The 15,053-nt window shown below is 65.5% G+C and carries 12 protein-coding genes, 1 tRNA gene and 1 pseudogene; 9 read left to right on the forward strand and 5 right to left on the reverse strand.

All coding sequences use genetic code 11. The annotated features are described in order from the left end of the window. Nucleotides 1-173: 173 nt before the first annotated feature. Nucleotides 174-1,181, reverse strand: a complete 1,008-nt coding sequence (locus tag IVB42_RS24410) for an RluA family pseudouridine synthase (protein WP_247296155.1) — start codon at nucleotides 1,179-1,181, stop codon at nucleotides 174-176. Between IVB42_RS24410 and IVB42_RS24415 the strand changes: the two genes are divergently transcribed. The 3 genes from IVB42_RS24415 (at nucleotide 1,180) to IVB42_RS24425 (ending at nucleotide 2,382) form a co-directional block, all read left to right on the forward strand. Continuing rightward, the gene (locus tag IVB42_RS24415) at nucleotides 1,180-1,524 is read left to right on the forward strand and encodes a hypothetical protein (RefSeq protein WP_247296153.1); all 345 of its coding nucleotides are present in this window, start codon (nucleotides 1,180-1,182) and stop codon (nucleotides 1,522-1,524) included. The genes IVB42_RS24410 and IVB42_RS24415 overlap by 2 nt on opposite strands. 187 nt (nucleotides 1,525-1,711) lie before the next feature. Next, nucleotides 1,712-1,786: transfer RNA gene (locus tag IVB42_RS24420), tRNA-Glu, on the forward strand. 62 nt (nucleotides 1,787-1,848) lie between these two features. Further along, on the forward strand, nucleotides 1,849-2,382 hold the full coding sequence (locus tag IVB42_RS24425) for a 2'-5' RNA ligase family protein (protein ID WP_085349596.1): 534 nt from the start codon (nucleotides 1,849-1,851) through the stop codon (nucleotides 2,380-2,382). A gap of 62 nt (nucleotides 2,383-2,444) precedes the next feature. Here IVB42_RS24425 and IVB42_RS24430 read toward each other — a convergent pair whose 3' ends face one another. Then, a complete protein-coding gene (locus tag IVB42_RS24430; RefSeq protein WP_085349595.1) occupies nucleotides 2,445-3,470 on the reverse strand; it encodes an alpha/beta hydrolase in 1,026 nt (341 codons plus the stop codon). Between the two features lie 936 nt (nucleotides 3,471-4,406). On the opposite strand from IVB42_RS24430, the gene IVB42_RS24435 reads away from it, so the two are divergent. Further along, nucleotides 4,407-5,897 (forward strand): amidohydrolase family protein, encoded by a 1,491-nt coding sequence (locus tag IVB42_RS24435; protein WP_247296148.1) that lies wholly within the window; start codon nucleotides 4,407-4,409, stop codon nucleotides 5,895-5,897. Between the two features lie 3 nt (nucleotides 5,898-5,900). Continuing rightward, on the forward strand, nucleotides 5,901-6,866 hold the full coding sequence (locus IVB42_RS24440) for a GTP-binding protein (protein ID WP_247296146.1): 966 nt from the start codon (nucleotides 5,901-5,903) through the stop codon (nucleotides 6,864-6,866). Between the two features lie 10 nt (nucleotides 6,867-6,876). Here the strand turns inward: IVB42_RS24440 and IVB42_RS24445 are convergent, their stop codons facing one another. Further along, on the reverse strand, nucleotides 6,877-7,254 hold the full coding sequence (locus IVB42_RS24445; protein ID WP_247296144.1) for a tautomerase family protein: 378 nt from the start codon (nucleotides 7,252-7,254) through the stop codon (nucleotides 6,877-6,879). Between the two features lie 110 nt (nucleotides 7,255-7,364). Between IVB42_RS24445 and IVB42_RS24450 the strand changes: the two genes are divergently transcribed. After that, a complete protein-coding gene (locus IVB42_RS24450) occupies nucleotides 7,365-7,964 on the forward strand; it encodes a TetR/AcrR family transcriptional regulator (protein WP_247296142.1) in 600 nt (199 codons plus the stop codon). A 3-nt stretch (nucleotides 7,965-7,967) separates the two neighbouring features. Here IVB42_RS24450 and IVB42_RS24455 read toward each other — a convergent pair. Continuing rightward, a pseudogene (locus IVB42_RS24455) lies at nucleotides 7,968-8,440 on the reverse strand (hypothetical protein). 12 nt (nucleotides 8,441-8,452) lie between these two features. Next, nucleotides 8,453-8,803, reverse strand: a complete 351-nt coding sequence (locus tag IVB42_RS24460) for a hypothetical protein (protein WP_018453636.1) — start codon at nucleotides 8,801-8,803, stop codon at nucleotides 8,453-8,455. A gap of 440 nt (nucleotides 8,804-9,243) precedes the next feature. Between IVB42_RS24460 and IVB42_RS24465 the strand changes: the two genes are divergently transcribed. The 3 genes from IVB42_RS24465 (at nucleotide 9,244) to IVB42_RS24475 (ending at nucleotide 15,036) form a co-directional block, all read left to right on the forward strand. Beyond that, on the forward strand, nucleotides 9,244-10,926 hold the full coding sequence (locus tag IVB42_RS24465; protein ID WP_018453637.1) for a cache domain-containing protein: 1,683 nt from the start codon (nucleotides 9,244-9,246) through the stop codon (nucleotides 10,924-10,926). Between the two features lie 12 nt (nucleotides 10,927-10,938). Then, nucleotides 10,939-11,604: an aspartate/glutamate racemase family protein gene (locus IVB42_RS24470; RefSeq protein WP_247296136.1), complete on the forward strand. Its 666-nt coding sequence runs from the start codon at nucleotides 10,939-10,941 to the stop codon at nucleotides 11,602-11,604. Between the two features lie 126 nt (nucleotides 11,605-11,730). Beyond that, complete coding sequence (locus IVB42_RS24475) at nucleotides 11,731-15,036, forward strand: carboxyl transferase domain-containing protein (protein WP_247296135.1); 3,306 nt, start codon at nucleotides 11,731-11,733, stop codon at nucleotides 15,034-15,036. The last annotated feature ends 17 nt before the right edge of the window (nucleotides 15,037-15,053 follow it).

Raw genomic sequence — 15,053 nt, forward strand, 5'->3', positions numbered from 1 at the left:
AGGCAGACGACCGCTTGGTTAAAGCCGATCGGTGCTGCGATGTTCCGCGTTGGTCTTCAACGCAAGCGCAATATACTCCATCGGAAGGCAAAAAGGGAAGGATTGCTGACGTCACGTCCCCGTGTGGCAGCTATAACTTTTTGTAATGTAAAGCATTTCTGAAGCGGCCTGCGTCATAGCGCCGCCTTGAGGGCCCCCTGAAGGAGAAGCAAATCCTCCGGCAGAGGCGTCTCCCAGTGAAGTAATTCTCCAGTCCTCGGGTGCTCCAATACCAGCAGGTAGGCGTGCAGCGCCTGCCGCCCCAGCGCGGCGAGGGCGGCCTGCGACTCGGGGCCCAGCTGGTTCGCCTTGGTCTTGAAATGCGGGCCGTAGACGGCGTCGCCCATCAGGGGGTGGCCGATATGGGCGAGGTGGACGCGGATCTGATGGGTGCGTCCGGTCTCGAGTTCGCAGGCGAGCAGCGTCGCGATCGGCTTGCCGTCGCGTCCGGCAAAACTCTCCAGAAGCTCCCAATGCGTCACGGCCTCGCGGCCGCCCTGGCGCACCGCCATTTTCTCGCGCGCATGCGGGTGACGGTCGATCGGCGCGTCCACGGTGCCGCGATGGCGGCCCGGCAGCCCCCAGGCGAAGGCCATGTAGCCGCGCCGCATCGGCCCGGTACGGCCGTGATCGGCGAATTGCGCGGTGAGCGAGGCATGCGCGAGGTCGTTCTTGGCGACCACCATCAACCCGGTGGTGTCCTTGTCCAGCCGGTGCACGATGCCGGGCCGGCGCACCCCGCCGATGCCGGAGAGCGAGCCGCCGCAATGGGCGATCAGCGCATTGACCAGCGTACCGGTCTCGTGGCCCGCCGCGGGATGCACCACCAGCCCCTTCGGCTTGTTGAGGACGACGATGTCGTCGTCCTCGAACACGATCTCGAGGGCGATATCCTCGCCTTTCGGCTCCGGCGCGGCCGCTTCCGGCACGTCGATTGTGATCGTATCGCCGGAGGCGACGTGATAAGCGGGGTCCCGGATCGCGGCGTCCCTGAGGCTCACCGCGCCCCCCAGAATCAGGGCTTTCAGCCTCGATCGCGATAGCTCGGCAAGGTGCAGCGCCAGCACGCGGTCGAGCCGGGTCGAGCCCTCGGAGCCTTCGACGACAACCTCCAACCTTTGCGCAGAGCCAGAATTTTCCATGACGACGTCTGATACCGTTGTTCCCGAACCGAGCCCCGAGCAGGCCGCGCTGTTCGCGCGGGTGCGGCGGATGATGCTGGTCGCGGGGTTGACCACGGCGCTGGCAATCTGCGCCGTGCTGATCGCGGTGGGCTACCGCCTTTTCAAGTCCGAGGGAAGGGCGCCCGAGCCGGCAGGCGACGTCACCGCGACTCTCCCGAAGGGCGCCAAAATCGTCTCGAGCGGCGTCGCCGGCGACCGGCTCGTGATCACGCTCGACATCGGCGGCGTCACCGAGATCCGCACCTTCGATGCCCACACGTTGAAGCCGGCTGGAAAGCTGAAATTCGCCAATGAGCCGTGAGTACGGCCTCGGAACTCGCCGCCATCGTCTTCCTGGCGAAGGCCAGGACCCATAACACCGGCTGGTGTGGTTGCGGGGACTGGTGGGTCCTGGCATTCGCCAGGACGACAGCGGAGAGCGAGCATCCGAAACCCCTCGATCCCCGCTTGCCGCCGGCAAAATTCGAGGCTATGTCCTCTCCCTCAACGCTCCCTTCGTCTAGCGGTTAGGACGCGGCCCTCTCAAGGCTGAAACAGGGGTTCGATTCCCCTAGGGAGCGCCATTGTCTTGAAGCCAGCCTTTCCCCTGATCTCGATTTGATTGTTCCGCCCCTTGGGTGCGCCTGTGGCATTGGCGATCAATATCCGGTCTGACAACGATTCAGCAGGCGAGATCGTGCGGCTGTGGCATCAGGTTGCCGTCTTCGAGGCCGAGCCCTCGATGCGTGCCCTTGGCTACCGGCCTCATTTTACGTTTGCCATCTACGATTCCCCGGCGGCTCACGAGAAGGCTGCGTGCGATGCAATGCTGGCAGCTAGTTCTGGCGAGAGGCAACTGCGGATCAGGTTCAAACGAATTCGCTGGTTCGAAGCTTCTCCGCTTGTCCTCTGGGCGGAGCCGGAGGCCAACGAATCCCTGGCTCGCATCCACGGCATCATCAGCGCGGCAATCGATCCAGCGCATTGTCGTCCTCACTACCGGCCCGGCGCTTGGACGCCCCATTGCACGCTCGGCACTGCTATTGCCGATGAACGCCGCGATGATGCGATGGACTTCGCGCACGCGTTTGACCGCAACATTGAAGTGTTGTTCGACGTGGTGGATTGCGTCGCCTTTCCGCCTGTGCGGATCATCGCCGAGCGAAAATTGCCATTGTAGTTGGTTGTCGCTTCGGTGTCATTGATCGCGACGCATCAAACTCATGCCGCGCAGGCGCTCTCCTAAGCGATCGTGCCGTCGATCGAGCGGCGGATCACCCGCTGCACTTCGGCATTCGACAGAAAAAGATCGTGGTTGATGATGCCCCAGCCTTCCGCTGACGCATCGACCACGCGTACGCCGAGGCGCGCGATGACGGCTTTTTCGGCGGCGCCGACCCTGGTCATTCCACCTGCGATCTGTCCCGACAACGCCAGTGCGCGATCGTTCGTCGCGGCGATCACGGTGATTTTGCCCGCAAGCGGACCGATGCGCTGGATCGCTGACGAGAACACGTCCATGTCGATATCGGGCGCGGCAAACACCACGGCGCCGATCTTGCTCGTCACTGTGTCGCCGTATCGCGCATAGAGCTGACGCAGGCTTTCGAGCGACAGCATGGTTCCCATGCTGTGCGCAACGATGTTCACGCGGCCGGTGCCTGGCGCCGACACGAGTGTGGAGAGCACGCGCTCGAACTCGTCGCGGGACCACATCGCACTGTCGCGGTCATAGGCATAGTCGAACAGTCCTGCCTTGGAGGGCCAGGAGAACACCATGGTCCGGCCGCGGAACTTGATCCCATCGGAGAGATGGGCGCCATCCAGCACCGCCGTCTCGAACGTCTGCTTGAAGCCGTGCACATAGATCAGCACGTCTCCTCCGCCGGCCTGCGCAACGAGATCGCCAACGTCGGCCGACACCGGTTCGACCCGGTCAAGGCGCCAATCGCCAAGTCCAACCGAGGCCAGAGAAAGGCGGCTCTCGTCCGGCGCCCCCAGCTTCGCCCGCGCGATTGTCATGGTCGTCGCGCGCTCCGGCCCGAACCAGGGCTTCGTGCGACCGCCGTTCACCGGCTTGCGCGTGGTGGTGACGAGCAATGTGGGGTCAAGGGATAACGATGACGCGTCGAAACGCGCCCCGGTCGCACCCAAGCCGGCGCATCCGCCAAGCGCGAGGGCGGTCCCCGCCGACATAAATCCGCCGAGGAGAGCGCGGCGCGAAATAGAATGACGAGGGTCGCGTTGCAGGAGACGTCGAGCGATCACACAAAACCTTTGGGAACTTTGCCCACCGTAGCGCCCCGCTAATCTCTGAATGATAATGGGGGCGAGAAGACGGCGGAGCTGCTCTGCGGTCCATTGCATGGTCGTGCAGTCCGTCGTCTCCGCCGGTTGGGCGAAACAGCCGCAAACGCAAGTCAATCCCTCTCCGCAAAAATATTCCAGTTTACCGAAATTCGGAAATATCGTATGTGTCGGCCATCCCAGCCCACAAAAGGGGCGGTCGTACGTCGTCACGAACGCGGGCTGGGAGTTGCGGTGGACGCGGGCGGCGTTAAAGGCGGGCTTGTTGCGTGCAGGGCGAGATGAACCTCGTGAGCACGGCACGAACCGCATCGACGGACGGCGCCCAGACCTCGCGAAGCCTCTGGCGAAGCAGGCATGTCCTGCGAAGCCTCTTGGCGAAGCAGGGTCAGCCTGCGTACGGCGAAACCGTGTGGTCCTGGCCGTCGTTGCTACGGTCAAGCCTTTGCGAAGGCGTCAGCGCGTCAACCGGCGCGGTGCCGTGCATTTCGCGGGGGTGACGGAGACAAAAAGGAACTCGTCTCCGGGGAGAGCGCGGCATAGGCCGTCAAACCATCGCGCAGGGAAGGCCTGGTCTCGGCTGCCCTGTGTCTCCCCTATGCATTGCGTGTGCAATCAGTTCGCATGGGGGTTTTTATGGGTGCCAGCCGGCGCCCGGTCTTCCCTGCGCCCTTTCTTTTCGAGGGGGTGAAGCGAGAAGCATAGCTCGGGCAAAACATGCCGCGAGGCTGCGAGCGCGTATCCGCAACCCGCATGCAAACTGACCTCCCTTTCGAGCCTCCCTTTCGAGCCTCCCTTTCGAGCCTTCCTTGCGAGCATGATGCGTCAGCATCGGTGGAGGTGGTCGTCCCTCCCGGAATCTGCCTTGATGCGAATTCAGCGCGGAGGAATTTTGATATGAGCGGCTTGGTGATCTCTGGCGGCCGGGTGGTGGATCCCGCCAGCGGAATGGACGCGGTTGGTGATGTGGCGGTCGTGGACGGCAGGATCGCCGCGATTGGCGCCTCGCTCGGAAGCGCCGAGCGGACGATCGACGCGACCGGGCTCGTGGTCGCCCCCGGCTTCATCGACCTTCATGCGCATGGCCAGTCGCTCCCCGCGGATCGGATGCAGGCGTTCGACGGCGTCACGACCACGCTCGATCTCGAAGCGGGCGTGCTGCCGGTCGGATCCTGGTATGAGCGCCAGGCGCGGAAGGGGCGCGTGCTGAACTACGGCGCGGCCACCAATTGGGCTTTCGCGCGTATCGGCGCGATGACGGGCTCCAATGCGGAGAGCTCGCTGGAGGCGTTCGGCAACGCCATGCGCGATCGCCGCTGGATGGACAATGTGGCCAGCGATGCGGAGGTTGCCGGCATTCTCGAGCGCCTTTCGCGCGGTCTGAACGAGGGCGGCATCGGCATCGGGATCTTGAACGCCTATGCGCCGGGCGCCGGCGTGCAGGAGCTGACCGCGGTCTGCCAGCTCGCGGCCGCGCAGGACGTGCCGACCTTCACCCATGTCGCCTACATGTCGCGCATCGATCCCGAGAGCGCGGCGGAAGCCTATATCCGCCTGATCGGCTATGCCGGAGCCACCGGCGCGCACATGCACATCTGCCATTTCAACTCGTCGAGCAAGACCGACGTCGAGCGCTGCCGCGTGCTGATCGCGAAAGCGCAGGCGCAGGGCCTGCCCATCACGGTCGAGGCCTATCCCTACGGCACCGGCTCGACCGTGCTGGCGGCCGCCTTCTTCAGCGACCCCGAATTCGTCGAGCGCAACGGCACCGGTTACGATTCCGTGCAGCGGGTCACCGACGGCCATCGCTTCAGCGATCGCGAGGAGCTCCTGAAGGCGCAGGCGGAAGAGCCGTCCTCGCTGGTGCTGTGGCACATCCTCGACACCGAGAACAATGCGCATCACCGCGACCTCCTCGACATGTCGGTGCTCTATCCCGGCGGCGCGATCGCCTCCGACGCGATGCCGTGGACGACGTCGGACGGCAAGACCTACACCGGCGATGCCTGGCCGCTGCCGAATGACGCCACCTCGCATCCGCGCTCGGCGGGCTGCTTCACGAAATTCATCCGCGAATGGGTGCGCGAGCGCAAGACCGTGTCGCTGCTCGAAGGCGTGCGCAAATGCGCGCTGATCCCGGCGGAGATCCTGTCGCAGAGCACGCCCGCGATGCGCGCAAAAGGTCGGCTCGCGAAGGATGCCGATGCCGACATCGTCGTGTTCGACTACGAGAAGCTCTCGGACCGCGCGACCTTCACGGCGATGAACCGTCCCTCCGAAGGCGTGCGGCATCTGATCGTCAGCGGCCAGCCGTTAATCACAGATGGTGTGCTGGACGTCGCGGTGCGGCCCGGCCGTCCCGTGCGCCGTCCCGTCGTCGGGAGCTGAGACATGCCGGTCCCCATTCTCCTGGTGACGGGCTTTCTGGGGGCCGGCAAGACCACTGTCGTGAACCATCTGCTGGCGCATGCGGAGGGGCGGCGGATCGCCGCTGTGGTCAACGATTTCGGTGCGATCAACATCGATGCCGAGCTGATCGCCGGCGCGAGCGACGGCGTGGTCAGCCTCGCCAATGGCTGCATCTGCTGCTCGCTCGAAGGCGACCTGCTGCGCACGCTTGCGACGCTGCTGCGGCGTGATCCGAAGCCGGAATACATCGTCATCGAGACCAGCGGCGTCGCCGATCCCGCCGAGATCGTCCGCAATTTGATGGATCCCGTGATCCTGCGCGAAGCGCCGTTGGAAACGGTGCTCTGCGTGATGGACACGGCGACACCGCCGGCCGCTCTCGACGACGCGCTGCACCGCTCGCAGCTGCGCGTCGCCGACATCGTGGCGCTGAGCAAGCTGGATCTGGCGGATGAGGGTGCGGGCGGGCGTATCCGCGAGGCCATCCGCGCACAGCGCGTTCCTGCCGTGGTGGTCGACGCGCAGCACGGCGAGATTCCGTCCGCGCTGCTGTTTCCCGCGACCGTCGATCGTGCGCCCGCGCCGCGCAAACCAGGACCGAAACGTCCGGCAGAGCAACGCTTCGAAACCCTGAGCTGGACCTCGGACCAGCCACTTTCGCTCGCCCGCTTGCAGCAGGCCATCGGCCGCCTCGCGCCAAAACTCGCGCGGGCAAAAGGCCTGTTGGAGACCGTCGAGCAGCCCGGGCGCCAGATGGTGTTTCAATTCGCGGCCGGCCGCGCCACGCTCGCCCCTGCAGATGCCGCGCTCGCCGTTAGCGATGCCGCGCTCGCCGTTGGCGATGCCCCGGCTCTGCCGTGCGCGCGGATTGTTTTCATCGTCGAGCTAGGCGTGCTCTCGAAGGCGGAGCTCGACGGGATCATGGAGACCTGCGTTGCGGATCGGTGAAGCTGCCGCTTCAGGCGAATTGCGCGATGCCATTTCCAACGGACCAGTTCTCCGCGGGCGCATCGAGGACGTTGACGAACACGTCCTCGGGGCGGAGGCCCGGGTTTTCGCCGAGCAGGTCCGCGATCCGCCGGTACAGGGCCTTCTTCTGCTCGGGGGTGCGCGAGGCGAACACGGTGATCTGGATCAGCACGGCATCGTCGCTGCGCGTGACGCTGTAGGCATTGCCGCAGCGGAAGTTCGCGGGCGAATGCTCGCTGATGGTCATGAACTCGTCGCCTTCAGGGACGTTCAGGGCCTCACGCATGGCGCGGTAGAGGCCGCCGAGGATTGCCTTCCGGTAAGCTTCCGGCTTTCCGGCGCGCATCGAGATGTGGAGGAGAGGCATCGCGAAATCCTCATTGACGAAAGGGCGCATCGGCCCCAGTTTGTTTTTGACGCGGCGTCAAGAAATCATGTTTTTGACATCGTGTCAAATATGCTTGATAGGGGCAAAGCTTGAGGCCGCGCGAGTTCGACCACGACGATGTCCTGCGTATCGCCTTCGACCAGTTCTGGCGCAAGGGCGTGCGCGGCACCTCGCTGTCGGACATCGCGCGCGACGCCGGTGTCCAGCGCGGCAGCCTCTACAACGCCTTCGGCACCAAGGAGGCGCTGTTCCTGCAGGCCTATGAGCGCTATGCGGCCGATTATCTCCTTGCGCTGCAAAAGGCGCTCGGCGCGGGCTCATTGCGAAAGCGCCTCACCGCGTTCTTCGACCTGACCATCAGCAACTTCCGCGCCGGCACGCCGCCGCGCGGATGCCCGACGACGCGCGGGCTGATGGAGCTCGGCGCGGCCGAAGGCGAGGGGCTGGACGAGGAGGCGCGGCAGGCCTTCGCGAACCTCATCTCGCGCATCACCGTTCTGGTTCAGGAGACGTTGTCGGCAGGTGCGGCGCGCGGTGAATTCAACGGCAATTCCGCGGCCGCGGCGCTGCACATCATCACGGTGACGCGCGGCCTCGCCGTGCTCGAACGTGCCTTCGGCGACGAGGCGCAGCTGCGCAAGATCGCGTCCCACACCATCGATCTCGTGCTCGGCAGGAAGGGCGGCTAGGTGTCAGCAGACCGCGAGCGCGTTGACCGCCCGCGTCGTCACGGTCTCGTTCTCGTTGCCGACGAACTGGCAGACGACAGTTTGGAGCTCGCCCGGCTGCTTGCCGCGTGCCACCGCCAGCAGTCGCATCAATTCCGCCTCGTCCTTCGACAGGCGTCGGCACGACGGCGGCATGAAGCACAATTGGCAGGGCCGGCCGCTGCGCAGGATTCTGACGAGCGCGGCAACGCGTGCGACCAGCAGCGGGCTGTCGGTGATGCCAGGCGCCTCGTCGGCAAGCGATAGGCCGCCTCCCAGCAATCGGACGCGCCGGTCGTATAGGCGGCAGCGATGAACCGGAACAGCGAGAGCGTGACGCGGCCAAAATCATCGTAGCTCTCGACGTCAGGCCGCGTCGCAAGCGCGGCCTGAAGCGGACAGAGCCGCGCCTCGCCGGCTTCCGTGGCAGGCACAGAGCCGCAACTATCCTGCATCATGCGCGATCCCGGTCAGTGCAACGTGGGGCTTCCGACCAGCCAGCTCTTCATCGCCATCGTCTGGTCATGGTCCAAAGACGGAACGTGCCGGTCGGGCAGGATGAGACCCGCCATGCGGAAGATCGTTGCAAGCCCCCGCACGGGTGCGAGAGCCCAATCGGCGCCGACTGGCGGCAGCCAGCATTCGAACTGCTCGCGCGCGATATCGTCGCGCTCTTTCTGCGCGGCCGCGATCGCCCGTAACATGCTGTGCTCGCTGTCGGACATGCGGGGGCAGGTCGGGCAGTGCACCGCGATGGCCGTATGCGCCGTGCAGGCAAAGATCTCGATGATGGATTCCAGCGAAGGCACGGCGTCGCCCACGCCAAAATGGTCGTCACTTGCTGGATGTCGGCCGCGGTCGGAACGGCGCTTCCGCTGCGCGCCTTGGCCCGAAATCCCCAAATGAAGAGCCGCTCCGCTGCGCTCAGCGCCGGAAGGTCGAGAGACCCTGTCGATGTCGATTGGTGCATTGAGCCTCTGGCCTCCGGCTGCGCCCATGCCCCGGCTGGCGCCGATGATCTGCGCCGATCGTTCCGTCAGAGCCCCCTGCAAGTCAACGCTCGGAGGGGCGATGTCGAGGTCTTCTAGTTTTGAAGAGTTCGCATCTCGGATGCAGCCAGCCTCGCGAGCCTGCGAGCCGTCTGCGGCATGCCGGTAGGATGCATGGAGTTTTGCGGGGTGGGGGAACCCGAATGCTTAAAGCTTTGCTAAGGGGCGCGGGATAAACTGGCATATCAGCCTTCCAAATCTTGCGAGCACCAATGTTTTTCTCCCGCATCAGTTTCAAGCTGGTCCTGATTGTCGGCATCAGCCTCCTTGGCATGATCGCGCTGGCGCCGATCGCGCTTTCGACCTTGCGCGCGCAGATGATCGCCGATCGTCAGGCCAAGACGCAGCACTTGGTCGACGTCGGCTACGGCATCCTGGCGCACTACCAGAAGCTCGAGAGCGAAGGAAAACTCCCGCGCGAGCAGGCCCAGGCCGGCGCGATCGCGGAGATCAAGAGCCTGCGCTACGACAAGGTCGAGTATTTCTGGCTGAACGACATGACCCCCAAGATGGTCATGCATCCGATCAAGCCCGAACTCGACGGCAAGGATCTCTCCGGGATGAAGGATCCGTCCGGCAACGCGCTGTTCGTCGGCTTCGTCGACGTCGTCAAAAAGCAGGGCGCGGGCTTCTACAGCTACCTCTGGCCGAAGCCCGGCTTCGACCAGCCGGTCGGGAAAATCTCCTATGTGAAGGGCTTTGCGCCCTGGGGCTGGATCATCGGCACCGGGATCTATCTCGACGACGTCGACGCCGTTTTCCGCCAGAATGCGATGACCTTCGCCCTGGTGTGCCTGGTCGTGTTCGTGCTCGTGCTCGGCGCCTCCTTCGTGATCGGCCGCAGCGTGACCCGGCCGCTGGCGAAGATCACGGCACTGACCGACCGCCTCGCCGCCGGCGACAGCGCGTTCGACGTGCCCCATACCGATCGTCGCGACGAGATCGGCGGGCTCGCCAAGGCGCTCGCCGTGTTCAAGGACAATGCGTCGGCGGTCGGCCGCATGCACGCCGAACAGCAGGAGACGAAGCAGAAGGCCGACGAGGAGAAGCGCAAGACGATGACCGACCTCGCCGGCAAGTTCGAAGCGAACGTTCAAGCCGTCGTCCGCGACGTGTTCAAGGAGGCGCGCGCGATGCAGCAGGCCGCGCAGGGCATGTCCGAGACCGCCGACAAGGCGACCGACCGTGCGAGCCTCGTCGCCACCGCCTGCCAGCAGGCCTCGAGCAACGTGCAGACGGTGGCCTCCGCCGCCGGGCAGCTGTCGTCCTCGATCGCCGAGATCAGCCAGCGCGTCGCGCAGGCTGCAAGCGTGGCCGACAAGGCCGCCGCCGACGGTCAACGCACCAACGACACCGTGCAGGGACTTGCTGCAGCCGCGCACAAGATCGGCGAGGTCATCGACCTCATCAACCAGATCGCCTCGCAGACCAATCTGCTCGCGCTCAACGCCACCATCGAGGCGGCGCGCGCCGGCGAGGCCGGCAAGGGTTTTGCAGTGGTGGCAAGCGAAGTGAAGTCGCTGGCGAGCCAGACCGCGAAGGCGACCGACGAGATCGGCGCGCAGATATCGGCGATCCAGGCCGAGACCAACCAGGTGGTCGGCAACATCGACAGCATTCGCAAGACCATCATGGAGGTCAACGAAATTTCCTCGTCGATCGCCGCAGCCGTCGAGGAGCAGGGCGCCGCGACGGCGGCGATCGCGCACAGCGTACGGGAGGCCGCCTCCGGCACCGACCAGGTTTCGCAGAACATCTCGGGTGTGACCGACGCGACGGCGGAGACCGGCCAGGCCGCCGGCCTCGTGCTGCAATCGAGCGGCCGGCTGTCGCAGAAGCTGCAATCGCTGGAAGACGAGGTCAGTGCTTTCGTTGCGGGGGTACGGGCGGCCTAGTATAGCAGGAGAATGAGCGCGCGCATTCTCCTGATCAATCCGAACAGTTCTGTGGCGACCACTGAGATGATGGTCGCCATCGCGAGGTCGGCCGCCGTGGACGGCTTCGACATCGACGGCGCGACCGCAACGCGCGCGCCGCAAATGATCGTGACGCCGGATGCGCTGGATGCAGCTTCCATCGAAGTTCTGGAGATCGCGCAGTCGAACCGGCATGCATGCGACGGCATCATCGTCGCGGCGTTCGGCGATCCCGGGTTGGCCGGGATCAAAGCCGCGGTTAAACGGCCCGCGGTCGGTATCGGTCAGTCCTCCATGCTGGCAGCCGCCGAGAACGGCCGTCGCTTCGGCGTGGCGACCACGACGCCGCTGCTGGAATCGAAGATCGACGCCGTGCCGGACGCGCTGGGGTTGCGATCGCGTTATACCGGCGCCCGCTTCGCCAAAGGCGATCCGCAAGACCTGATGGGCGATCCGGCGCGATTGCGTGCGGCGCTTGCCGGCGCGGTCGAGGCCTGCATCGCACAGGATGGCGCGGAGGCGGTCATCATCGGTGGCGGCCCGCTGGGCGAAGCTGCGTGCGAGCTTCAGCCGATGTTCACCGTGCCGATCATCGCGCCGATCCCGTCTGCCGTGGCGCGGATTATTCGCCTCATCACGGCGCGCGCGACCGATTGAAATTCCGGCCCGCGGGAACGGTCGTCGGGACCGCGTTCTTGCCCTTGACGGCCTCGGTTAAAGTGACGAAGCAGAACCATGGGACCTGCCGACCCGCGCTTGGGCACGCGGGCATGGAGACGCTGCATGTCGTTCAAGAAGCTCCTGATCGCCAATCGCGGCGAGATCGCCATCCGCATCGCGCGCGCCGCAGCCGATTCCGGCATCGCGACGGTCGCGATCCATCCCGCGGACGATGCGATGTCGCTGCATGTGCGGGTTGCCGACGAGGCCGTCGAAATCCCCGGTCGCGGCGCGCGGGCCTATCTCGACATCGAGGCCGTGGTCAAGGCGGCGAAGAGCGCAGGCTGCGACGCCGTGCATCCCGGCTACGGCTTCCTCAGCGAGAACGCTGCGTTCGCGAAGGCCTGCGCCGATGCAGGCATCGCCTTCGTCGGGCCCCGGGCCGCGGCGCTCGAGTTGTTCGGCGACAAGGTGGCGGCACGGCAACTGGCAAAGCGCTGCGGCGTCCCGATCATCGCCGGCACCAGCGGGCCGTCCTCGCTGGAGGACATCGCGGCGTTCTTCACCTCGCTCGGCAGCAACGCGGCAATCGTGATCAAGGCAATGGCCGGCGGCGGCGGGCGCGGCATGCGCGTGGTCGAGCGCGCTGCCGATCTCGCGGAGGCCTATGCGCGCTGCCAGTCCGAGGCCAAGGCCGCGTTCGGCTTCGACGGCGTCTATGCCGAGCGGTTGATCCGGCAGGCGCGCCATATCGAGGTGCAGATCATCGGCGATCGCGACGGCGCGATCTCCCACCTCTGGGAGCGCGAATGCACCATTCAGCGCCGACACCAGAAGCTGATCGAGGTGGCGCCGAGCCCGTCGCTCAGCGACGGCTTGCGTGGCCGTATCATCGCGGCGGCGAAGCAACTCGCCGTGGCCGCGTCGTACGACAATCTCGGCACGTTCGAGTTCCTGGTCGACGGTGCCGCCGAAGACAGTTTTGCCTTCATCGAGGCCAACCCGCGGCTTCAGGTCGAGCACACCGTGACGGAAGAGGTGCTCGGCCTCGATCTCGTCCGCGCCCAGCTCGCGGTCGCCGCCGGTGCCTCGCTTGCCTCGCTCGGCCTGGCGCAAGGCTCGATCCCGAAACCGCGCGGCTATGCCATGCAGCTCCGCGTCAACATGGAGACACTGGACGAGCTAGGCGCGACGCACCCGACCGGCGGCGTGCTCGCCGTGTTCGAACCGCCGTCGGGCCCCGGCGTCCGCGTCGATAGTTTCGGTTATGCCGGCTACAAGACCAGCGCCGCCTTCGACTCGCTGCTGGCAAAGGTCATCGTGCATACGCCCGGTGAAGCCTGGCACGACGTGGTCGCCAAGGCTTCGCGCGCCTTGCGCGAGTTTCGGATCGACGGCGTCATCACCAACATCGCCTTCCTCCAGGCGGTGCTGGCGCATCCCGACTTCAGGTCCAACCGCATCGCGACCGACTTCATCGATTGCAACATGGGCAAGCTCGTCGAAGCCGCGGATGGCGCGGCCAAACCACTTTATTTTGCAGCGACGGAGCGAAACGGCGGTCCCGGCACCGAGGCGCATACGGCACAGACCGTGCCCGAAGGCACAGTGATGGTCGCGGCACCCTTGCAGGGGACCATTGTCACTATTCAGGTGAAGGAAGGCGAGGTCGTGCGCCCGGGCCAGCAGCTCGCCGTGATCGAATCCATGAAAATGGAACATCTGGTCATGGCCGAGCAGGGCGGCCGCGTCACGAAGCTACTCGCCGGCGACGGTATCACGCTGATGCATGGCGAGCCGATCATGTATCTGGAGCCGCTCGACGTTGCGGCGGACGCGTCGGCAACGGAAACCGATGTCGATCTCGACCACATCCGTCCTGATCTCGCCGAACTGATCGCCCGCCAGGCCAACACGCTCGACGAAAATCGCCCTGCCTCCGTCGAGCGCCGCCGCAACACCAATCAGCGCACCGCGCGCGAGAATGTCGCGCAGCTCGTCGACGACGACTCGTTCATGGAGTACGGCAGCCTTGCGATTGCGGCGCAGCGGCGCCGGCGCAAGCTCGACGATCTCGTCAAGAACACGCCGGCCGACGGCCTCGTCATGGGCGTCGCGACCGTGAACGCCGAGAAGTTCGGTCCCGAAGGCGGGCGCTGCATCGTCGTGGCCTACGACTACACCGTGCTCGCGGGCACGCAAGGCCACATGAACCACAAGAAGATCGACCGCATGCTGACGCTCGCGGAAGACTGGCGCGTGCCGCTGGTGTTCTATGCCGAGGGCGGCGGCGGCCGCCCCGGCGATACCGACCGGCTCGGCATGACCGGGCTTGATGGTCCGTCCTTCGTGCAGTTCGCAAGGCTCTCGGGTCTGGTGCCGGTTATCGGCATCGTCTCCGGCTATTGCTTCGCCGGTAATGCCGCGATGCTCGGCTGCTGCGATGTCATCATCGCAACCAAAAACGCCTCGATCGGCATGGGGGGCCCCGCGATGATCGAAGGCGGCGGGCTCGGTGTCTATCACCCGGCCGAGGTCGGTCCTGTTACGTTCCAGTCGCCGAACGGCGTGATCGACATCCTCGTCGAGGACGAAGAAGAGGCAACATCCGTTGCGCAAAAATACCTATCCTATTTCCAGGGTGCGGTGACGGACTGGCAGGCCGCCGACCAGCGCCTGCTGCGCCGCGCGATCCCCGAGAACCGCCTGCGCGTCTACGACATCCGCAGCGTGATCGACCTCGTCGCGGATAAGGAGTCCGTGCTGGAGCTGCGCCGCGACTACGGTGTCGGCATGATCACGGCGTTGATCCGTGTCGAGGGCAAGCCGTTCGGCCTGATCGCCAACAATCCGCGGCATCTCGGCGGTGCGATCGACGCCGATGCCGGCGACAAGGCCGCGCGCTTCCTCCAGCTCTGCGACGCCTTCGATCTGCCGATCGTCTCGCTGTGCGACACGCCCGGCTTCATGGTCGGTCCGGAAGCCGAGAAGACGGCAATCGTGCGCCACGTCTCGCGCATGTTCGTGACAGGCGCGAGCCTGACTGTGCCGTTGTTCGGCATCGTGCTGCGCAAGGGCTATGGGCTGGGTGCACAGTCGATGATTGGCGGTGGCTTCCACGCCTCATTCTTCACCGCGGCCTGGCCGACCGGCGAGTTCGGCGGCATGGGCCTGGAGGGTTACGTCCGCCTCGGCTTCCGCAAGGAGATGGAGGCGATCGCCGACCCCGTCGAGCGCGAGACTTACTATCGCAACAAGGTCGCCGAGCTCTATGCCAACGGCAAGGCGGTCTCGATCGCCTCCGTGTTCGAGATCGACAACGTCATCGACCCCGCCGAGACCAGGCGCTGGATCATGGCGGGCCTGCGCTCGGTGCCGAAGCCGCCGGCGCGGACTGGGAAGAAGCGGCCCTGTATTGATACGTGGTGAGGGCGGTGCAGCAATTC

This window comes from Bradyrhizobium sp. 45, assembly GCF_023073155.1.
GTDB lineage: Bacteria > Pseudomonadota > Alphaproteobacteria > Rhizobiales > Xanthobacteraceae > Bradyrhizobium > Bradyrhizobium canariense_D.